The 19,148-nt window shown below is 64.1% G+C and carries 18 protein-coding genes; 8 read left to right on the top strand and 10 right to left on the bottom strand.

What is annotated here, in order from left to right:
* The first annotated feature begins 37 nt into the window (after positions 1–37).
* Both N2597_RS00915 and N2597_RS00920 read left to right on the top strand, forming a co-directional pair.
* Entirely contained in the window at positions 38–391 is a 354-nt protein-coding gene (locus N2597_RS00915; protein WP_039623006.1) for a DUF952 domain-containing protein, read from the top strand.
* A complete protein-coding gene (locus N2597_RS00920; RefSeq protein WP_183599011.1) occupies positions 388–1,476 on the top strand; it encodes a quinone-dependent dihydroorotate dehydrogenase in 1,089 nt (362 codons plus the stop codon). The genes N2597_RS00915 and N2597_RS00920 overlap by 4 nt, the downstream gene beginning before the upstream one ends.
* On the opposite strand, the gene N2597_RS00925 is transcribed toward N2597_RS00920, so the two are convergent.
* The 3 genes from N2597_RS00925 to N2597_RS00935 are packed head-to-tail and all read right to left on the bottom strand — an operon-like array spanning position 1,452 to position 3,592.
* Positions 1,452–2,798 carry an MATE family efflux transporter gene (locus N2597_RS00925; RefSeq protein ID WP_106796843.1) on the bottom strand — a complete coding sequence of 449 codons (1,347 nt, stop codon included), beginning with the start codon at positions 2,796–2,798 and terminating at the stop codon, positions 1,452–1,454. The two genes, N2597_RS00920 and N2597_RS00925, sit on opposite strands and share 25 nt — an antisense overlap.
* 28 nt (positions 2,799–2,826) lie before the next feature.
* Complete coding sequence (locus N2597_RS00930; RefSeq protein WP_106796842.1) at positions 2,827–3,324, bottom strand: CAP domain-containing protein; 498 nt, start codon at positions 3,322–3,324, stop codon at positions 2,827–2,829.
* A 1-nt stretch (position 3,325) separates the two neighbouring features.
* Positions 3,326–3,592, bottom strand: a complete 267-nt coding sequence (locus tag N2597_RS00935; RefSeq protein WP_038686743.1) for a DUF6460 domain-containing protein — start codon at positions 3,590–3,592, stop codon at positions 3,326–3,328.
* A 194-nt stretch (positions 3,593–3,786) separates the two neighbouring features.
* On the opposite strand from N2597_RS00935, the gene N2597_RS00940 reads away from it, so the two are divergent.
* From N2597_RS00940 to N2597_RS00950, 3 genes are all read left to right on the top strand, one after another.
* Positions 3,787–4,719, top strand: a complete 933-nt coding sequence (locus N2597_RS00940) for a class I SAM-dependent DNA methyltransferase (protein ID WP_183599009.1) — start codon at positions 3,787–3,789, stop codon at positions 4,717–4,719.
* A 210-nt stretch (positions 4,720–4,929) separates the two neighbouring features.
* Positions 4,930–5,565, top strand: coding sequence for a YitT family protein (locus N2597_RS00945; protein ID WP_009993999.1), 636 nt, complete (start codon positions 4,930–4,932; stop codon positions 5,563–5,565).
* A 131-nt stretch (positions 5,566–5,696) separates the two neighbouring features.
* Positions 5,697–5,831 carry a hypothetical protein gene (locus tag N2597_RS00950; protein WP_009994000.1) on the top strand — a complete coding sequence of 45 codons (135 nt, stop codon included), beginning with the start codon at positions 5,697–5,699 and terminating at the stop codon, positions 5,829–5,831.
* A 480-nt stretch (positions 5,832–6,311) separates the two neighbouring features.
* Here N2597_RS00950 and N2597_RS00955 read toward each other — a convergent pair whose 3' ends face one another.
* Both N2597_RS00955 and N2597_RS00960 read right to left on the bottom strand, forming a co-directional pair.
* The gene (locus tag N2597_RS00955) at positions 6,312–6,773 is read right to left on the bottom strand and encodes a carboxymuconolactone decarboxylase family protein (RefSeq protein ID WP_106796841.1); all 462 of its coding nucleotides are present in this window, start codon (positions 6,771–6,773) and stop codon (positions 6,312–6,314) included.
* A 21-nt stretch (positions 6,774–6,794) separates the two neighbouring features.
* Positions 6,795–7,295 (bottom strand): RrF2 family transcriptional regulator, encoded by a 501-nt coding sequence (locus tag N2597_RS00960; RefSeq protein WP_038686750.1) that lies wholly within the window; start codon positions 7,293–7,295, stop codon positions 6,795–6,797.
* Positions 7,296–7,412: 117 nt separating this feature from the next.
* Here N2597_RS00960 and N2597_RS00965 point away from each other — a divergent pair, with 117 nt between their 5' ends.
* Genes N2597_RS00965 through pdeM form a run of 3 tightly spaced genes read left to right on the top strand, consistent with a single transcriptional unit; the run spans position 7,413 to position 11,378 of the window.
* Positions 7,413–8,045, top strand: coding sequence for a YitT family protein (locus N2597_RS00965; protein ID WP_010057954.1), 633 nt, complete (start codon positions 7,413–7,415; stop codon positions 8,043–8,045).
* Between the two features lie 48 nt (positions 8,046–8,093).
* Positions 8,094–10,604 carry a ligase-associated DNA damage response DEXH box helicase gene (locus N2597_RS00970; protein ID WP_096765064.1) on the top strand — a complete coding sequence of 837 codons (2,511 nt, stop codon included), beginning with the start codon at positions 8,094–8,096 and terminating at the stop codon, positions 10,602–10,604.
* A gap of 48 nt (positions 10,605–10,652) precedes the next feature.
* Complete coding sequence (gene pdeM / locus N2597_RS00975) at positions 10,653–11,378, top strand: ligase-associated DNA damage response endonuclease PdeM (protein ID WP_038686755.1); 726 nt, start codon at positions 10,653–10,655, stop codon at positions 11,376–11,378.
* Positions 11,379–11,426: 48 nt separating this feature from the next.
* On the opposite strand, the gene N2597_RS00980 is transcribed toward pdeM, so the two are convergent.
* The 5 genes from N2597_RS00980 to N2597_RS01000 form a co-directional block, all read right to left on the bottom strand.
* Positions 11,427–12,008 carry a transglycosylase SLT domain-containing protein gene (locus N2597_RS00980; RefSeq protein ID WP_038686757.1) on the bottom strand — a complete coding sequence of 194 codons (582 nt, stop codon included), beginning with the start codon at positions 12,006–12,008 and terminating at the stop codon, positions 11,427–11,429.
* A gap of 313 nt (positions 12,009–12,321) precedes the next feature.
* A complete protein-coding gene (locus N2597_RS00985; protein WP_183599007.1) occupies positions 12,322–12,879 on the bottom strand; it encodes a dihydrofolate reductase family protein in 558 nt (185 codons plus the stop codon).
* 191 nt (positions 12,880–13,070) lie between these two features.
* Positions 13,071–13,871: a TIGR02186 family protein gene (locus tag N2597_RS00990; RefSeq protein ID WP_183599005.1), complete on the bottom strand. Its 801-nt coding sequence runs from the start codon at positions 13,869–13,871 to the stop codon at positions 13,071–13,073.
* Entirely contained in the window at positions 13,871–14,791 is a 921-nt protein-coding gene (locus N2597_RS00995; protein WP_038686761.1) for a sulfite exporter TauE/SafE family protein, read from the bottom strand. The genes N2597_RS00990 and N2597_RS00995 overlap by 1 nt, the downstream gene beginning before the upstream one ends.
* A 460-nt stretch (positions 14,792–15,251) precedes the next feature.
* Entirely contained in the window at positions 15,252–19,028 is a 3,777-nt protein-coding gene (locus N2597_RS01000) for a peptidoglycan-binding protein (protein WP_106796840.1), read from the bottom strand.
* Positions 19,029–19,148: the final 120 nt, after the last annotated feature.

The following is a 19,148-nucleotide window of genomic DNA, read 5'->3' on the forward strand; positions in this document are numbered from 1 at the left end:
GCGCTGGTGATCGAGGACCAGCAATCGCGAGGCCATGATGACCCTGACACCGACCCTTTACAAGATCGTGACGGAACCGCTCTGGCAGCAAGCCAGACAAAGCGGTGTTTTTCATGGCGCCGGCATCGATCTCAAGGACGGCTTCATCCATTTCTCGACGGCTGACCAGGTCAAGCAGACCGCTGCCCTGCATTTCGCCGGCCAGTCCGACCTGATGCTGGTTGCCGTCGATGGCGGCGGCCTCGGTGACAAGCTGATCTTCGAACCTTCGCGTGGCGGCGATCTGTTCCCGCATCTCTATGCCGAGCTGCCGCTTGCGGCCGTGCTGTGGGAGGTGCGGCTGCCGCTCGACGAGACCGGCGCGCATATTTTCCCGGAGCTGCAGCCATGATCGATCCCTTCAAGCGTCTCGCCCGCAAGGGCCTCTTCCTGTTCGATCCGGAAACGGCGCACGGCATGTCGATCGCGGCGCTGAAATCCGGCCTCGTGCCCGCCTGCCAGATCACCGCCGATCCGCGCCTTCGCCAGACCGTCGCCGGCCTCACCTTCGAAAACCCGCTCGGCATGGCGGCAGGCTATGACAAGAATGCCGAAGTGCCGGAGGCGCTGCTGAGGCTCGGCTTCGGCTTTACCGAGATCGGCACGGTGACGCCGAAGCCGCAAGCCGGCAATCCGCGCCCGCGCATCTTCCGCTTGGTCGAGGATGAAGCCGTGATCAACCGTCTCGGTTTCAACAATGACGGCCATGACGCCGCCTTTACGCGCCTCGCCGCGCTGACGGGCAAGGGCATCGTCGGCGTCAATATCGGCGCCAACAAGGACAGCGAGGACCGCATTACCGATTACGTCGCCGGCATCCGCCGCTTCTATTCGGTCGCGCGCTATTTCACCGCCAACATCTCCTCACCGAATACGCCCGGCCTCCGCGACCTGCAGGCGCGCGAAAGCCTTGCGGCGCTGCTGTCATCAGTGCTTGCGGCGCGCGACGAGATGGCGGAGAAATCCGGCCGGAAGGTTCCGGTCTTTCTCAAGATCGCCCCCGATCTGACCGAGGAGGGCATGGACGACATCGCCGCCGAGGCGCTGGCGCATCCGCTGGACGGGCTGATCGTCTCCAACACCACGCTGTCGCGCGAGGGCCTCAAGGATCAGCGCCACGCCAAGGAGACGGGCGGCCTCTCCGGCGTGCCGCTGTTCGAAAAGTCGACCGCCGTGCTTGCCGGGATGCGCAAGCGCGTCGGCCCTGATCTGCCGATCATCGGCGTCGGCGGCGTTTCCTCGGCCGAAACGGCGCTGGAGAAAATCAGGGCGGGCGCCGACCTCGTCCAGCTCTATTCCTGCATGGTCTATGAAGGCCCCGGCCTGCCGGGCGATATCATCCGCGGCCTCTCCGGGCTCCTGGATCGCGAAAAAGCCGGCTCGATTCGCGACTTGCGCGACACCAGGCTCGATTACTGGGCGGCCCGAAAAGTTTGATCGGCCCGCGGCTTCACCAGCATCACCAGGAAGAAGCCGCGCAACAGCAGGAAGGCATTCATACCAAGCCACAGGCCGTGATTGCCGAAGAGCGGCACGAAGAGGGCGAGCATGGCGAGGTAGCCGGCAAAGGACATCAGCATCCGGTTGCGCATGTCGGCCGACCATGTCGCGCCGATGAAGACCCCATCCATCAAAAAGGCGAGCGCCCCGGTCAGTCCAGTCACCGCCGCCCAGGGCAGATAGGTCGCTGCCGCCTGCCGCACCTCGGGTGAGGTCGTCAGCACCGAGATCAGCCAGGGACCGGCGAGGAAGAAGAAGGCGGAAACGATCGCCGCCAGGCCGAAGGACCAGAGGATCGTAAGCTTCAGCCCGCGGTCGAAGGCCGGCCGGTAACGCGCGCCGACCGCCCGGCCGGTAATCTGCTCGGCGGCATTGGCAAGTCCGTCGAGGTAGTAGCCCGACAGCAGGAAAAAATTCATCAGCACGGCATTGGCGGCAAGTGTTACCGCGCCGAAGCCGGTGCCGATCCGCGTCATGATCGCGAAGGCGCCGATCAGCACGAAGGTGCGGATCAGGATGTCGCGGTTGAGCGCAAAAAGCTCGGCCAGCCGATGCCGGGAAAAGACCTCGGGCCATGCCGGCCGCTCCGATTTGGCAAAGCCGCCGAGCACGATGAACAGCCCGGCAAGCGCGCCGGCCACCTCGCCGGCCAAGGTTCCCCAGGCGACGCCGGCCACGCCCCAATCGAGCGACAGGCCGAGATAGATCGACAGCAGGATATTGATGCCGTTGATCAGCGCCTGCAGCAGCAGCCCGACACCGCCCCGTCCGCGCCCGAGCACGAAGCCGAGAATGGCGTAATTGGCGAGTGCGGCTGGCGCTGCCAGGATGCGGATCGAGAAATAGGTGGCGGTCGCCTCGGCGATCGCGCCTTCCGCGCCCATCAGCCGCAGACCCGCCACCTTGAGCAGCGGTGAAAGACAGAGCAGCGCCAGCCCGCAGCCGAGCGCCGAGATCAGTGCCCTGGCAAAGACCGCCTGCTGTTCGTGCTGGTCCCGCCGGCCATAGGCCTGCGCCGTCAGCCCGGTCGTTGATGCCCGCAGGAAATTGAAACTGCCCAGGATGAGATCGAAGAGCATTGCACCGATCGCCAGCCCCGCCAGCGCTTCCGGATCGCCCATATGGCCGACGACGGCCGTGCTCGTCAGCCCGAGCATCGGCGTCGTCAGGAAGCCGAGCGTCATCGGAATGGCGATCGAGAGCACCAGCCGGTGCGTGACCTCGAAGGCAAGGGAATGACTGCTGCTGCGCGTATCCATGCTTGCCCCATGTCGAGGCCGAATCGCCTCAGCTTGACAGCACCATCGCCCAATAGGGCAGGTTCCTGGAAGATGAATTGTGCGCGACGGCGACGCCGAGGCCGCCATAGTGCCCCAACATGTTTTCCAGATGATGCGGCGAGTTGATCCAGGCGGTCACCACTTCATCGACGCTCTGCTGGCCGGAAGCGATATTCTCCGCCGCCGGCAGCTGCACGCCGCTCGCCTTGACGCGGGCGCCGAAGCTGTCGGTCATGCCGATGAGATGCGCCATCTTGCCGGCGCTTGCCATGCGTTTGGCCTGGAAGAGGGCGGCCGTCTGCGCCGCCGGGTCGGGGCTAAGCGCCGGCAGCCCGTTCTTGGCCCGCAGCTGGTTGACGAGCGGCAGCACGCTTGCCGTCTCGTCCTCGCCGTCGGAGGGCGTGCCGGCAAGGCGCGGCGCGGTGGTGCAGCCGGCGATTCCGGCGGCCAACGCAAGTCCGGAAAGACGCAGCAGGCCGCGGCGGGAAAGATTGATGGAGGTCATGTTACCGGTGGTAGCTGAAAAGCCGAAGGATGAGGAAGAGCGGAATGACGATCGTCGCCCCGAGGAGGAGATAGTCGCCGACGCGCCCGAGTGCTGAAAAACCCCGATGCCAGATTTCCAGGATGAAGTCGCGGAAGCCATAAATGATGTTCCACGGCGTCAGGCCGAAGATGGTCATGACGAAACCAACGATCAGCGACACGACGATGAGTTTTATCAATGTGCGACCGAGGGAATCGCCGAGGAACCTGTTCACCTGATCGGACATGCGCCATCTCCTGTTTGCCCTTGGAATAAGGTTGCGGCGCGCCGCCCGCAAGCCCTTTCCAGAATTGGCCGCTTCGCCTGTGAAATAGGACTTGAGTTTTTTTGTGGCCGCCGCCAGATGCGGGCAGACGTATGTCATACAAACTGTGCAGCGGTTTGCGGTAATGACATGCGCAAGAGCCAACAGGTCTATTCATGCAGCCCCACCAGCTTTCTTCAGGCGATGTCATCGCCGACCGCCGCGCCGATTATGCCCGGATGCTCGAAGAGGGCGGCGAGCCGGAGGCGGCGGCCGAGTTGATGGAGCAGGCGCTCGAACTCGCACCGGCCTGGGCTGCCGGCTGGTATCGCCTCGCCACCTATCGCGAAAAGGCGGGCAGGGCGGAAGCCGCGATCGGAGCCTATCGCCGCACGCTTGCCCTCGATCCCGAAGATATTTTTGGCGCGGCCCTCAAGCTGGCCGTTCTCGGCGAAGGAGCTGCGCCCGACCGGCCGCCGAGCCGCTATATCGAGCGGCTGTTCGATGATTATGCCGAGCGTTTCGAAACCTCGCTGGTCGAAAAACTCGATTATAGCGTGCCGCAGAAGCTCGCAGCCCTCGTTTCTGCCACCGGCAGGCATTACACCTGTGCCGTCGATCTCGGCTGCGGCACCGGCCTGCTCGGCCCCGAAATCCATGGCCGCGTCGACCGTCTCGAAGGTTTCGACCTCTCGCAGAACATGCTGGCCAAGGCGGCCGAGAAGGCGGTCTACGATCACCTCGCCCAGGCCGACCTGTCGCTTGCATCAGATCTTTCCGGCCTCTTTGCCGAGGGGCCACGTGGCCGCGCCGACCTGGTGACGGCAGCCGACGTGCTGATGTATCTCGGCAATCTCGAAAGCGTCTTTGCCATCATCGACGATCTCGCCGCATCAGGCGCCGATCTCGCCTTTTCCGTCGAGGATGCGGGGGATGGCGGCGGCTTCCATCTCGCGCCGTCGCTGCGTTATGCCCATTCGGAAGCCTATGTGAGGATGCTGCTTGCCCGCCACGGCTTCGAAATCCTCGACATCGCCAAGACGGTCATTCGCAAAGATGGCGGCAATCCGGTTGCCGGCATTCTGTTCCTTACGCGCAAGCCGGCCTGAGCGAATGTTTCTTGCGATTTTCGAATAGGACAGTATTGCTTACCTATTCCGCTTGCTCGGACCCCGGAAAGCCTGATATTGCAGGGTATCCGAAGAGAGCGCGGCGATCAGACGCCGAGCGCTCCGGCTCATTTTCATAAGCAATAACCCACTGCGTCCGGATTTCTCCGGACGTGCTCGCGAACACGTCTGCTGTTGGAGACTGGCGACATGACACAGCTCATCAATGCCCTCGGCCTCTGGAATACGAGTGCTGCGCGTCACTCGCCGATCGAAGACGTGCAGGGCATATTCTCCGGCAGTCTCGTCGCAGCCCTCGGCCTATACGTACTTGCCAGCGCCGGCCTTCTCACCGGCAGCACGGCCGGCGTCGCCTTCCTTCTGCATTACGCTTTCGGCGTCAATTTCGGCCTCGCCTTCTTCCTGCTCAACCTGCCGTTCTTCTATCTCTCGTGGAAACGTCTCGGCATGGCCTTCACGCTGAAGACCTTCATCGCCATCGGCCTGACCTCGGCAATCGCCGATCTGCAGTCGCGTCTCTTTTCCATTTCGAGCATCCATCCGGCCTGGGCGGCTCTTCTCGGCGGTCTGCTGCTCGGCTTCGGCGCGCTGGCGCTCTATCGCCATCGCGCCAGCCTCGGCGGCGTCGGCATACTCGGCGTCTATCTGCAGGAGCGTTTCGGCATCCGCGCCGGCCTCGTCCAGCTGGCCATCGACATGTGCGTGCTGGCCGCCGCCTTCTTCGTCACCACGCCGCCGGTGGTCTTCTATTCCGTCCTCGGCGCCCTCGTCCTCAACCTCTTCGTCGCCATCAATCACCGCGCCGACCGCTACATCGCACTCTGACATTACAAATCGGTAACCCATTCTGAACAAAACGTAACTTGCCTGCGACCGGTCCCGGCGCGACATTTCTCCCCGCGCCGGATTTGATGAGGTGAGTTATGTCAGATTTGGAAAAACTTGTGAGACGCCGCATGCAGGAAGAATACGCCAAGGGCGCTTCCGCAGAGGAAATTACGAAAGTCGTCCGCGATCTGCTCAACAGCATCGACCTCTCGGGCACAGCGCCTGACGCCGTTGCCGCACGGGCCACGATCGATCGCGAATAACGGAATTTTCAACCGACCCGAAATTTCGGGTCGGTTGTTGGGATGCCATCATTCCCCGCGCGGCGCCGCCACCTCTGCATGGGTCGCCTATTTCAGCTGCGGCAAAGTTGCCCGTAGGACAGATGATGGGGCTGAGAAGCCCACGTCAAAATCGCAGCTCCGCCCGTATTCCTCGCTATTCTTGCTCCACAAACTACCCACACTCTGTCATCCTCGGGCTTGACCCGAGGATCCACGCCGCCGCCACCAGCGGGGCCATGGATCCCAGGCTCAAGGCCTGGGATGACGGAGGTTGGGGGCGTGTTTTGCCAAACTCGCCGTCGACGAAGCGGATGAAACGTCACACTTCCTGGTTCAACGCGCTGCCGGGTGTCCCATCCGCCTGCCGGCACGTTTGCCTGGGGCCTTAACCCCTCCTTCGGACTGAGGTGAGACGAGGATATGCCGCGACCTCTCCCCACTCACCTCTACGCATTGGCCTCAAGCCGCCTTTGTCACCGCATCGAGCGGATGCTGCGAGTGGAAGCCGACAGCGAGCCGGTTCCAGATATTGATCGCGCCGATCGCAACGGTGATCTTTGTCATCTCCTCCTCGGAGAAATACGCCTTCAGCGTCTCGTAGTCGGCATCCGGGGCGCCGGTTTTGGCGATGTTGGTGACGGCGTCGACCCAGCCGAGCAGGGCGCGTTCGCGCGCGTCATAGACCGGCGATTCCCGCCAGACGCACATCAGGTTGATCCACTGTTCGCTGAGCCCGTCGTGGCGGGCTTCCTTCACATGCATGTCGACGCAATAGGCGCAGCCGTTGATCTGCGAGGCGCGCAGCTTGATCAGGTGGATGAAGCGGCGCTCTAGGCCAGAGGTCTGGACATATTGTTCGAGTGCGGCGACCGCCTTGTAGGCATCGGGGGCGGCTTTGGCGAAGTGGAAACGCGGTTGCATGTCTTTCTCCTTTGATAGGGCTCAGCGAGCCGTCTTGCGTTCGTGGATTTCGAGGAAGGCGCAGCCTCGGGCTGCGATCGATCCGTCGTCGAGGGCATTCAATTCGATGCCGAGATCGGCAATGCTGGTCTTGGCGAGTTCGGCCCGGTAGACCCGCTCGGCCCGGAGCATCGCCGCGCTGATGTTGCAGGGCTTGGCGAAGAAGCGGTCGGAGACCGGGTTCGGGCCGCGCTGGCGGATTTCGGCGCAGCGGAAAGCCGGCGCCGGCCCCTCGACGGCGAGCAGGATATCGAGCAGCGAAATCTCTTCCGGCGCCTTCGCCAGCCTATATCCACCCCGCGGGCCCGGCACGGTATCGAGGATGCCGGCGCCCGACAGCGCCTGCAGATGCTTCAACAGATAGCTCGTCGACACGCCGTGGAATTCCGCCAGGGCCGCGGCCGAGAGCACGCCGCCTTCGGAGAGGCCGGAAAGCATCGCAACGCTGTGAATGGCCTGCTCGACGCCATCGCCCATCTTCATCGAAACAATCTCCAAATCGTGGATAAAAGATATCCATGATTATCTCGACTGTCAACTGGCGGCTGCTTGCCTTTCTCCTTGCGCCGGATAGAAGGAGAAAAACCGCAGGGGAACATCATGGCATCCAATGCCTTCGCAGGCCTTCTGAATTCCAGCGCCGACCGTCACTCACTTTTTGACGACGCGCAGGGCATCGTCGCCGGCAGCATGCTCGCGGTGCTCGGCGTCACGCTTCTTTCCGGCGCGGGACTGCTTGCCGGCGGCACCGCGGGCCTTGCCTTCCTCGCCCATTATGCGACCGGAATAAGCTTCGGCCTCTGCTTCTTTGCGGTAAACCTGCCCTTCTATTATCTCGCCTTCCGTCGCCTGGGCCCCGCCTTCACCATCAAGACTTTCGTTGCGATCGCGCTGACCTCGGTCCTGTCCGAATTCGCGCCCGGCTTCATCGGCGTGGCGCATGTCCATCCGGTCGCCGGAGCGCTCTTCGGAGGCCTCGTCATCGCCGCCGGCATGCTGGCGCTTTTCCGCCACCGCGCCAGTCTCGGCGGCATCGGCATCCTCGCCCTCTACATCCAGGATCGCTTCGGCTGGCGCGCCGGCCTCGTCCAGCTCGGCTTCGACGGCATCGTGCTGGCGCTCTCCTTCTTCGTCGCCAGCCCCTTCATCATCGCCTGTTCGGTGCTCGGCGCGGTCGTGCTCAACCTCACCCTCGCCATCAATCATCGCAAGGACCGCTATATCGCGATGTGAGCGGTCGGCCGCTCTTCTTTTTCGCCGGTGTTTCACTACCTTCAGGATGTGGACCAGATCGATTCCGAAGCCCGAGCCCTGCTTCCTGCCGCCTTTACCCGCTGGTTTGCGGAAAAGGGCTGGCGTCCGCGCGCCCATCAGCTGGAATTGCTTGCCCGCGCCGAGGCCGGCGAAAGCACCCTGCTGATTGCGCCGACCGGCGCCGGCAAGACGCTTGCCGGTTTTCTGCCGTCGCTCACCGACCTTACCCGTCGCGGCAAGATTCCACCCGGGTCCGCCTTCACCGGCATCCACACGCTCTATGTCTCGCCGCTGAAGGCGCTGGCGATCGATATCGAGCGTAATCTGATGAAGCCGGTCGCGGAGATGGGCCTGCCGGTCACCGTCGAAAACCGCACCGGCGATACGCCGAACGCCAAGCGCCAGCGCCAAAAACTCAGCCCCCCAGACATTCTGCTGACGACGCCCGAGCAGGTCGCCCTGCTTCTCGCCAACCGCGAGGCCGAGCGCTTCTTCAAGGACCTGAAATATGTGGTGCTCGACGAGCTGCATTCGCTCGTCACCTCCAAGCGCGGCCATATGCTGTCGCTCGGCCTTGCCCGTCTGCGCCGCCTTGCCCCAGGCCTCAAGACCATCGGCCTGTCGGCGACCGTCGCCGAGCCGATGGACCTGCAGAAATGGCTGGTCGCCCAGGAAGAGGGCAGGGAGCATCACGCCGGCCTCGTCGTCGTCGAAGGCGGCGCCAAACCCGACATTTCGATCCTGTCGACCGACGAGCGCATTCCCTGGGCCGGCCATTCCGCCAAATATGCCATTCCCGATGTCTACCGGCAGCTCCTCGATCACCAGACGACGCTGCTGTTCGTCAATACCCGCAGCCAGGCCGAAATGCTCTTCCAGGAGCTTTGGACGATCAATGACGACAACCTGCCGATCGCCCTTCACCACGGCTCGCTCGATGTCGCCCAGCGCCGCAAGGTCGAGGCGGCGATGGCCGAAAACCGGCTGCGTGCCGTCGTCGCCACCTCGACGCTCGATCTCGGCATTGACTGGGGCGATGTCGATCTGGTGATCCATGTCGGCGCGCCGAAGGGCGCCTCGCGCCTTGCCCAGCGCATCGGCCGCGCCAATCACCGCATGGACGAGCCGTCGAAGGCGATCCTCGTGCCGGCCAACCGTTTCGAGGTGATGGAGTGCCAGGCGGCACTCGACGCCAATTATATCGGCGCCCAGGATACGCCGCCGGTCGGCCGCGGTGCGCTCGACGTGCTCGCCCAGCACGTGCTCGGCATGGCCTGCGCCGAACCCTTCGACATGCTGGAACTCTATGACGAGATCACCAGCGCCTCGCCCTATGCCGATCTCAGCTGGGAAAATTTCGAACGCGTCGTCGATTTCGTCGCGACCGGCGGTTATGCACTCAGGACCTACGAGCGTTACGCCCGCATCCGCAAGAGCAAGGAGGGCCGCTGGCGCGTCTCCAACCCTGCTGTCGCCCAGCAATATCGCCTCAACCTCGGCACCATCGTCGAAAGCCCGATGCTGAACATCCGCATGGTCAAGCGCGGCGAGGGCGGCCGGATCGGCCGCGGCGGCGCCACGCTCGGCAAGGTCGAGGAATATTTCCTCGAGCAATTGTCGCCCGGCGATACCTTCGTCTTCTCCGGCAAGGTGCTGCGCTTCGAGGGCATCCGCGAAAACGAATGCCTGGCGTCGCAGGCCTTTTCGCTCGATCCGAAGATCCCGTCTTACAATGGCGGCAAGTTTCCGCTGTCGACCTATCTTGCCGAGCAGGTGCGGGCGATGATCGCCGACCCCGACCGCTGGCGCCATCTGCCCGATCAGGTGCGCGACTGGCTGTCGCTGCAGACGGACAAATCGATGCTGCCGAAGCGCGACGAGTTCCTGATCGAAACCTTCCCGCGCGGCAGCCGCGGCTACATGGTCGCCTATCCCTTCGAGGGCCGCCTCGCGCACCAGACGCTCGGCATGCTGCTGACGCGCCGGCTGGACCGGGCGGGCGCCAAGCCGCTCGGCTTCGTCGCCACCGATTATTCGCTCGCCGTCTGGGCGCTGGAGGATATGGGCCTGATGATCGGCAACGGCCGGCTCAGCCTTTCCGACCTGTTCGACGCGGACATGCTGGGTGACGATCTCGAAGCCTGGCTCAACGAATCCTTCCTGCTGAAGCGCACCTTCCGCAATTGCGCCGTGATTGCAGGCTTGATCGAGCGCCGCCATCCTGGCAAGGAAAAGAGCGGCCGCCAGATCACCGTCTCCGCCGATCTGATCTATGACGTGCTGCGCAGCCACGAGCCGGATCACATCCTCCTGCAGGCGACGCGGCAGGATGCGGCGACCGGACTTTTGGATATAGGCCGACTTGGCGATATGCTGATGCGAATCAGGGGCCATATCACCCACCGCCCGCTCGATCATATTTCCCCGCTCGCCGTGCCGGTGATGCTGGAGATCGGACGCGAAGCGGTGCCGGGCGAGGCCCATGACGCATTGCTCGCTGAAGCGGCGGACGATCTGATCGCCGAAGCGCTGGCGTAAGGATTGGACCTGACAGAATTGGGCCTGACGAGGGAAAAGACGACCGTGATGAACCGCCTGGCGCTGGCGCGCGACATATCGGCACTGGCCGCAGTACCGGCCGTCGAGACGTCGATCCACGGCATTGCCGCCGTCTGCGATCCGCTCGGCGCCCTCTATTTGCCCGATGCCGGCCTGCTCGTCGTCTCCGACCTGCATCTGGAAAAAGGCGCGGCCTTCGCCCGCCGCGGCATGATGCTGCCGCCCTATGATACGCTGGCGACCCTGACCGTACTGGCCGCCGTCATCTCGCGTTACGATCCAAGGCTCGTCGTCTCGCTCGGCGACAATTTCCACGATCGCATCGGCTCCGCGCATCTGCCGGAAAATTTCCGCGCGCTGATCGTCGGCATGGCGCGTGGCCGCGAATGGATCTGGATCAACGGCAACCACGATCCCGACGGCGTCGTCGATCTGCCCGGCGCCTGCGCCGACGAGATCCATTATGCCGGCCTGACCTTCCGCCACGAGCCGAAAAACGGCCTGCAGAGCGGCGAAATCGCCGGTCACCTGCACCCGTCGGCGACCGTGCGCCGGCGCGAGCGATCAATCCGACGCCCCTGTTTCGCCACCGACGGCGCCCGCCTGCTGATGCCCGCCTTCGGCGTCATGAGCGGGGGCTTGGATCTCGGCCACCAGGCGATGAAAGGCCTGTTCGACACATCGTCGCTGGTGGCGCATCTTTTGGGGCGCGATCGGATTTATTCTGTCAGGTATGGGAATTTGCGGGGGTAGCGATTGCTATTCGGATAGGGCCTGCCGTGGCCGCCCCTCAGACTATTATTAATCACACCCCCGCAACTGCTGCTGATAGGTTCCAGCCATCCGCGCGAACTTCTGCGCCGTCTGCTGCAATTGCCCGTTCGAGCGCCAGTCGCCGCGCTTGTATCCCGTCGGCCCGGAATAATAGGCGAGGTAGAGATTATAGGCATCGTTCAGCGGAATGCCGGTCTCCACGCTGTTTTGATAGTGGTACCAGCCGATGAAATCGATGGCGTCGGTGAAGTTCGTGCGCCGCGCCGCCCAGTTCCCGGTCTGCGACTGATAGTGATCCCACGTTCCGTCGAGCGCCTGCGAATAGCCGTAGGCGGTCGATGGCCGGGTCCAGGGAATGAAGCCGAAGAGCTTGGTACGCGGTGGCCGCGCATAAGGCTGGAAACCCGATTCGGTGTACATCGTCGCCATCAGGATCGGCACGGGCACGCCGTATTTCTTTTCTGTCCGCTCGGCCGCTCTCTGCCAGCTGGAAAAAAGCCCCTCGCGCTGGTCGAACACGGCGCAGATGTTTCTCGTCTGCTTCGGCGCCGTCGCGCAGCCGGCAAGTAGCGCGAGACCCACGGCGGTCAGAACGATACGAGTACGCATAACAGAACCTCTCGTTTCAGAGAGATTACTAACTCGTAAATGTTAAGAACCGGTTTTTAGTCGAATACGAAGCTTTTTGGAAAGGGCTGCCGTCGTCGACCGGGGCCGAGCCACGATCTAAGACCCCTCCCCAACCCCTCCCCACAAGGGGGAGGGGCTTGAATGCCGCGCCGACCTTATTCCCTTCACCGTCTCATCCGCAGAAGCGTTGATGTTTGTCGTGGGACGGTGCCGCGCATAGCCCCTCCCCCTTGTGGGGAGGGGTTGGGGAGGGGTTTCGCCCAGGCATCGCACAGCCATGGCCCGCAGCCTGCTACACCTTCACCTGCTCATAGCGCAGGATCACTGCGCCGCCTTGCGTCGTCGCGGAATCGATGAGCTTCAGCGGCAGCTGGGCCTCGGAGCGCTTGAAAAGCGGATTGCCGCCGCCGAGGATGACGGGTACCACGCAGACCCTGATTTCATCGATAAGGCCAGCTTTCAACAGGCTGTCGGCAAGCTCGGCGCTGCCGAAGATGAAGATCGTCTTGCCGTCCTCTTGCTTCAGCCGCGTCAATTCGGGGATCGGATCGCTGGCGACGCGGGCATTGTTCCAGCCGGGCTCGGTCATCGTCCGCGACACGGCGATCTTGGCGATGCCGTTCATATAGGCCTTGATCTTGTCTTCGCCTTGCGCCGTCGGCCAGTAGGAGGCCATGCCCTCATAGGTCTTGCGGCCGAAAACCAGGAGATCGCCTTCTTCGCCGAACTGCTCGGCCAGGCGCTGCAGCTCCGGCCCCCAGGCGAGATTGTGGAAGTCGATATCCCACGGCTTCGTGCCTTCGAAATACCCGTCGAGGGTCATCAGGTTCCAGACGATAAGCTTTCTCATGGCATCCTCCTTCTCGATTGTCGGATGTAAACCGGTTGCGAATAAAAACTGGTTCAAACCTTACGTGGCCGATAGCAAAATGCAAGCGGTTTTTACGAGGAGGAGCGGATGAGGTGCGCCGGGGCCAGCCGGCGCTCGACCGGTGGCCGCTATAACAGGACATTCGCGGGCGTACGGTGCCTTGCGGCGGCTCAGTCCCGGCGGAAGATGAGGCTGGCGCCCCAGCCGGTGACGACGGCGAGCAGCACGGCAACGCAGCCGTAGAGGATCGGCTGGTCATGTGCCGCATCGGTGATCGTCTGCTCGATGCCCGTCTTGATGACGCGCAGCGGCAGCGATTTCTCGGTGACGAGATTGCCGCTCTTGAAGAGATAAGCGCGCACCGTATGCACGCCGTTTGGAATATTTGCCGGCAGGCGCAGGCTCGCCTTGAACAGGTTCGAGGAAACGAACCGCACGCCGCTCGGGTTGCGGTCGTAAAGCGCGCCTCCCTGCTGCAGCCGCAGGAAAGCCTGGCGGAACTCGCCGAGATTGCTGCCGTCGCCGACGAAGCCGACCGGCGTCAGCGGAATGTGATCGATGCCGATCCCCTGATCGGTCAGCTCGAGCGGCGTCGTCAGATCGTCGATCATGCGCGAACTCGACATCGAATAGGAATGCGGCACCGCCTCGAAGGTCATCGAGCGCCTGTTCACCCAGATGCCGAAGACACGCTCCTTCTTGCGCACCGTCGCATCCTCGCGCGGGCCTTCCAGCAACACGACCACGTCATACTGGCCGATGGCGAGCAGCAGCTGGTCGGTGTTCGAGAGCGCCCCGAAGATCGTCAGATCCGCCCCGTGGAAATCCGAGGTGATGGCGATTTCGCTGGTCGACGTGCCGATCTCAAGGCCTTCTCGCACCGCTTCGGTTGATTGTCCCGGCAGCCATTGCGCGCCGGCCACCGCCGGCAGCAGGCAAAGAAGCGCGAGGAGGGCGACAAGCAGGCGCATCAGTTATCCCCCATCACCACCGAATAGACATCGGTCGGCGTTACCACCAACGCGATCGCCAGACGCAGGCCGACGGCCAGCACTAGCAGCCCGAGCAGGGCGCGCAACTGCTCGCCGCGCAGCTTCTGACCGACGCGAACGCCGTATTGCGCGCCGATGACGCCCGCCACCATCAGGATGAAGGCGAGCACGATGTCGACAGAGAAATTCGTCGCCGCCTGCACGATCGTCGTATAGGCGGTGACGAAGATGATCTGGTAGAGCGAGGTGCCGACCACGACATTGGTCGGAATGCGCAGGAGGTAGATCATCGCCGGCACCATGATGAAGCCGCCGCCGACGCCCATGATCGAGGTGAGGATGCCGATCGCAAAGCCGAGCGCGACGATCGGAATGACGCTGAGATAGATCTTCGATTTCTTGAAGCGCACCTTGAGCGGCAGCTTGTGCACCCAATGCTGGTGGCCCGGCTTGCGTGGCGCCGGCGGTTCGTTGCGAGCAGCCCGCCGCATGGCATTGATGCTTTCGAGCAGCATCAGCCCACCGACGGTCCCCAGGAAGATGACGTACATCAGCGAGATTATGAGATCGAGCTGGCCCACGCGGCGCAAAAGCGAAAAGATCCAGATACCGACCGTGGCGCCTGTAAGACCGCCGATCAGAAGCACAGTGCCGAGTTTCACATCGAGCGTGCCGCGCCGGAAATGGGTGATCGCCCCCGAAATCGACGACGCTACAACCTGGTTCGCGCCGGTGGCGACGGCGACGACAGGCGGGATATTGTAAAAGATCAGCAGTGGGGTGATGAGAAAGCCGCCACCAACGCCGAACATTCCGGAAAGGAACCCGACGGCCGCCCCCATGCCGAGAATGATGAAGATGTTCACCGACAATTCTGCGATGGGCAGATAGATTGTCACAACCGACCCCGAATGATGACCGCTCCTGCCGGGCGGTTTCCGTCACGTCCCCGTTCGAATGCGCACCTTACCGCGAAATCGTTGCCAGAGGCTTTCGATCAGCTCTGAGATGGAGATCGGTGGCAGAGATTCGCCGGATGCGCGAACGGATATTCCCGCATATTCCGGCTTTTTTCAGATTGCATGACGGGCGGGAGCAAAAAGCGGCGAAAGCCTTGCGGCATAGTGCCGCCAGGCTGGGATTTGCTGACGGAGTTGGCAGACTCCTTTCGGTTCGCGCCGCAATGGTTGCCCCTCACCCTAACCCTCTCCCCGTAAAAACGGGGCGAGGGGACGTGCCTTGCGAGATGCCAGTGAGGGAGGGAGAGGTCGCGGCAAATCCCCTTCTCCCCGCATGCGGGGAGAAGGTGCCGGCAGGTGGATGAGGGGCCGGTCTCGCCGATCTCCGGCGCGCCGCGCCTCAAATCGCCTTGGCCACCTGCTTGTTGCGCTCGAGCAGCGCCTTGACCGTCGCGTCGGTCACCTTGCCGTCCGGCTGCTGGCCGATCGACTTCTGGAAGTTCTTGATCGCGGTCACGGTCTTCGCGCCCATTTCGCCGTCGGGCACGCCGGCGTCGAAGCCGTTATTGTTGAGGATGGCCTGGATGTTGCGGATCGCCTTCTTCATGTCGACCGAGGCTGTCTTGGCGCCGGTGCCCGCCCATTCGTCGGGAATGTCGATGCCGTTGGCGCGGTGGTCGAGCGGCTCCGGCTTCCAGAGATCGGCCTTGGTGCGGGCACGCTCGAGCTGGTCCGGCTTCATCGCGTTGGCGACCTCGTCGCGCTTCTGGGCCGCATCCTTGTCGCCGGCCTTGGCGGCGATCGCGAACCACTTGTAGGATTCTTCGAGGTCGGCAGGAACGCCGTTGCCCCTCGCGCAGAGGATCGCCAGGTTGAACTGGCTGTCGGTGATGCCGAGGTTGGCGGCCTTGATGAACCAGGAGGCGGCCGTCGCATAATCCTGCTGGCCGAGCGCGCCGGAGGCGTAGAGGACGGCGAGGTTGTGCATGGCGCTGGCATTGCCCTGGTTGGCCGCCTGTTCGTAGAAGGACCTTGCCTTGGCAATGTCGCGTTCGACGCCGTTGCCCTTTTCGTACATGCTGCCGAGCCGGTACTGCGCCGGCGCAAAACCCTTGTCGGCCGAAAGCTGGTACCAGGTCGCCGCCTGCTTCTGATCGACCGTCACGCCGTTGCGGCCGTCCGAATAGCGCGCGCCGATCTCGAACAGCGCCAGCGCATCGCCGCCCTGCGCCGCATCGGCAAGCGATTTCGGCTGCACGGTGTCGGGAATGGTGATGGCGGCCTGCGGTGCTGCGGCCGGCGTATTCGGAAGGAAGCCCGATGTCTCCTGCGTCGGGCTGGACGAAGCGGCGGGCGCAAAAGTTGCAGCTCCTTCGCCGTCGAGCGGTGCAGCGTCGGTCAGATGATCGCCGGCGGTGGGTGAGGTTGATTCCGGCTGCGCCTGTTCGCCGGCCGGGGGAGCCGTTTCGGCTGCGGGAGCGGTCGTAGCGGCAACGCCGGCGTCCGTCTGGGCGGGTGTCGCTTCAGGCAGGGCCGGCTGCGGGTTTTCCGTCGCTCCGGTCAGCGCCGAGACCTCCGCCGGCGCCTGCGGCGCGGGTTCGCCGCTCGTCAGCGTCCGGGCCAGCGGAAAGGCCATGATGGCGAGCAGCACGGCGCCGATCGCCAGCAGGATCGGCCGGCGGTAGCGCGAAAAGGCGCTGATCTTGCCGGTTTTGCCCGTCTGGTCGGTCTTGCCCAGCTTGTCGGCCTTGGCAGTGGCGCTCTTTTTTTCGGCCTTGGGAGCTGCCTGCTTTGGGTTGGCGTCCACTTCCATCGCGGCTGCCTGCGCCGCACGGCGGGCCGCGGCGATGTAATCGGCGCGATCGGTTTCGCCGGCAGGTTTGCCGCGCGCGGCACTCTGGCTGGCGCGCACCCGTTCAAGGATCTTCTTGACGTCAGGCGCGCCCGAACCCGGCTCGAGCAGTTCATTCGCCGCATCCGTCGGCACCACGTCGGCAGGATCGATCGACGGCGCGGGGTCGATCACCGCGCGTTCGCCGGCCTTGGTCTCGGATTTCTTGCCTGGGCGGAGCCGCTTGCCCAAGCTGGCGAGCAGGCCGGCCTTTGCCGGTGCCGGCGTTGCGGCCTCCGGCACTCTGGTCGCGGCTTCGATGGCGATCGCGCTCGTCGCGCTCATGGCCGCGGCCTGGGCCGGGACGGCAGCTTCGGCTGCGACCTCAGCCGGGCGGATGACCGGAGAGGCCATCGCTGTCGGGGCAGCTCTCGGCGTCTGGGCGGCCTCGGCCACCATCAGCGCGTAAGGGTCGACATCGAAATCGACGTCGGCGACCGGCATCGGGGCGACCGGCCGTCCGCGCTCTTCCATCCCGTCGAGGCGGTCGGCGATATGCACCAGCGTCTCATGCAGCGCCTTGAAAGTCTTGTGCGTGCGCTCCTCGCTGTCACGGCTGATATCCTCGAGGTGGCGCAGATCCTCGGCCAGCGCCGCCAGCGCCGACATATCGGCGGCCGGCACGCCGCCCTGCAGCGCGCCATTGCGCGAATAGGCCTCGACGACGGCTTCCGCCGCCTGACGCGCCGCTTCGATAATATATTCGTCGCTCGTCGCCATATAATCTTCGATCGCGCCCATGCGCCGGTCGAGATCGGCGGGGATCGCAGCGCTTTCGCGCGGCTCGCTCATCAGCGCCGAAAGATTGGCGATCTGGTCCTCGAGGTTCTTCAGCGCCCGAGGATCTGTCGGCGGTGCTGCGGTGCTCTCCTCCAGCCGGGCGGCAATATCGCTCAGGCGCCCTTCCAGACGCCGGAAGGCGCCGTCGTCGATCGCCGCGGCCGGCGCCGGCTGCGGATGGGCCATCTCGTCGATTCGCCGGGCGAGATAATCGAGCCGCTGCGCCAGCACGTCGTTGACGGCGCCGTTCTCGAGCGCGTCGATCTTGCGGGAGATGTCGGACAGCGGTCCCGTGAGGTCGGGCTGCGCGGCCGTCTGCTGCGTGCGCTCCAGCAGATAGGAAAGATGTTCCAGCCGCTCGTCGAGCCGCGACGTCGCTTCGGCGTTGGTCAGATCCTCGACACGTTCCGTCAGCGCCTCCAGCCGCATCGCCAGCTCATCGGCCGGCGTCGCCCGGTTGGCGGCATCATGGCTCATCACGTCGATCTGGTCGGCGAGTGCCGAAAGCCGGCTTTCCAGCCGCTGCATCAGCGTCGGATCGCTGTTGGCGGCCGCACGTCCGCTGGCCGCGATCGCCCGGCTGATCTCGTCGAGCCGCATGTCCATGGCGGCGAACTGTTCGGCCATGACCCGGTCATGCGGCTGGATCATATTGCCGAACTGCTCCATCGCCGTGGCGATGGCGATGAGCTTATCTTCCAGCGCGCGAACCGCCGGGCTTTCGCCCATGCCGCCGATATGGCGCTTGATGTCGTCGAGCCGGTAGGCGAGCGAAACCAGCTCTTCCTGCAGCCCCTCGGTATCGAGGGCGGCAAGCCGGTTCTCGAAGCCGTCCCAGCGGCTTTCCATGTGACGCAGCGATTCCTCGCGCGCCAGCCCGTCCATCAGCGATCGCAGATCCTCGAAATCTTCACGCAGGCCGGCCGCTTCCGCGCCGGCCGAGCGTCCGGTCAGCTGGGTGATGCTCTGGGCGAGGCGGTTCATGTCGGCGCGGATGTCGTCGGCGAAGCGGCCGTCGCCGGCACTTGTTTTGATCTCGCGCAGTTCCGTGCGCAGCGCATTCATCTCGCGGGTAACGCCTTCGGAAATGTCGCGCTTCAGGTCTTGGCGCAGGTTGACGAGCGCCTGGGCGATCTCCGTCATCGTATCGTCGCCGGCGCGGAAGGCGGGTGCCGGCTGAGACGCTGTGGCGCGTGGCGCGGGTTCGCGCAGCTGCGGAGCCGGTTCGCGCCCGTAAGGCCGCTCACGACCGGCTTCCAGCGCGCGCTGGCGCTGGCGGATTTCAGCGAGCGGATCTGGCCTCGGCTCGATCGGCGCTCTGGCCGGGCGCGGCGAATTGGAGCTGGCGTAAACGTCGCGCTCGGCCGTTGCCGTGCGCGGTCGGGGTTCGCGCCCGCTTCCCATTAGCCCTTCGATGCGCGCCTCCAGCCCTTCGATCGTGCGGTTCAGCGCATCGAGCGAGGTCCTGTCGGACTGCCGGGAAGGATTTGATCGCGATCCGTTCATCTTCTTGCTCGCTTCGACTGCTCGACCTCTCGTCAGAGCTCGATCCGTGGCTTTTCCGTCTGTGGCCAGCGTCTTCACGCGGACCGGAGCGCATCATCCGAAAGAAGATCGTCGATTAGA

Origin of the sequence: Rhizobium sophoriradicis, assembly GCF_025200795.1 — a bacterium.
In the GTDB taxonomy this organism is placed as follows: Bacteria; Pseudomonadota; Alphaproteobacteria; order Rhizobiales; family Rhizobiaceae; genus Rhizobium; species Rhizobium sophoriradicis.

What these genes read in the sequence shown, in the direction of transcription:
- N2597_RS01000 (WP_106796840.1), bottom strand. Translation starts at nt 19,028, where the DNA reads ATGAACGGATCGCGATCAAATCCTTCCCGGCAGTCCGACAGGACCTCG.
- N2597_RS00945 (WP_009993999.1), top strand. Translation starts at nt 4,930, where the DNA reads ATGACACAGCTCATCAATGCCCTCGGCCTCTGGAATACGAGTGCTGCG.
- N2597_RS00915 (WP_039623006.1), top strand. Translation starts at nt 38, where the DNA reads ATGACCCTGACACCGACCCTTTACAAGATCGTGACGGAACCGCTCTGG.
- N2597_RS00955 (WP_106796841.1), bottom strand. Translation starts at nt 6,773, where the DNA reads ATGCAACCGCGTTTCCACTTCGCCAAAGCCGCCCCCGATGCCTACAAG.
- N2597_RS00920 (WP_183599011.1), top strand. Translation starts at nt 388, where the DNA reads ATGATCGATCCCTTCAAGCGTCTCGCCCGCAAGGGCCTCTTCCTGTTC.
- N2597_RS00950 (WP_009994000.1), top strand. Translation starts at nt 5,697, where the DNA reads ATGCAGGAAGAATACGCCAAGGGCGCTTCCGCAGAGGAAATTACGAAA.
- N2597_RS00930 (WP_106796842.1), bottom strand. Translation starts at nt 3,324, where the DNA reads ATGACCTCCATCAATCTTTCCCGCCGCGGCCTGCTGCGTCTTTCCGGA.
- N2597_RS00940 (WP_183599009.1), top strand. Translation starts at nt 3,787, where the DNA reads ATGCAGCCCCACCAGCTTTCTTCAGGCGATGTCATCGCCGACCGCCGC.
- N2597_RS00990 (WP_183599005.1), bottom strand. Translation starts at nt 13,871, where the DNA reads ATGCGCCTGCTTGTCGCCCTCCTCGCGCTTCTTTGCCTGCTGCCGGCG.
- N2597_RS00935 (WP_038686743.1), bottom strand. Translation starts at nt 3,592, where the DNA reads ATGTCCGATCAGGTGAACAGGTTCCTCGGCGATTCCCTCGGTCGCACA.
- pdeM (WP_038686755.1), top strand. Translation starts at nt 10,653, where the DNA reads ATGAACCGCCTGGCGCTGGCGCGCGACATATCGGCACTGGCCGCAGTA.
- N2597_RS00960 (WP_038686750.1), bottom strand. Translation starts at nt 7,295, where the DNA reads ATGAAGATGGGCGATGGCGTCGAGCAGGCCATTCACAGCGTTGCGATG.
- N2597_RS00925 (WP_106796843.1), bottom strand. Translation starts at nt 2,798, where the DNA reads ATGGATACGCGCAGCAGCAGTCATTCCCTTGCCTTCGAGGTCACGCAC.
- N2597_RS00980 (WP_038686757.1), bottom strand. Translation starts at nt 12,008, where the DNA reads ATGCGTACTCGTATCGTTCTGACCGCCGTGGGTCTCGCGCTACTTGCC.
- N2597_RS00985 (WP_183599007.1), bottom strand. Translation starts at nt 12,879, where the DNA reads ATGAGAAAGCTTATCGTCTGGAACCTGATGACCCTCGACGGGTATTTC.
- N2597_RS00965 (WP_010057954.1), top strand. Translation starts at nt 7,413, where the DNA reads ATGGCATCCAATGCCTTCGCAGGCCTTCTGAATTCCAGCGCCGACCGT.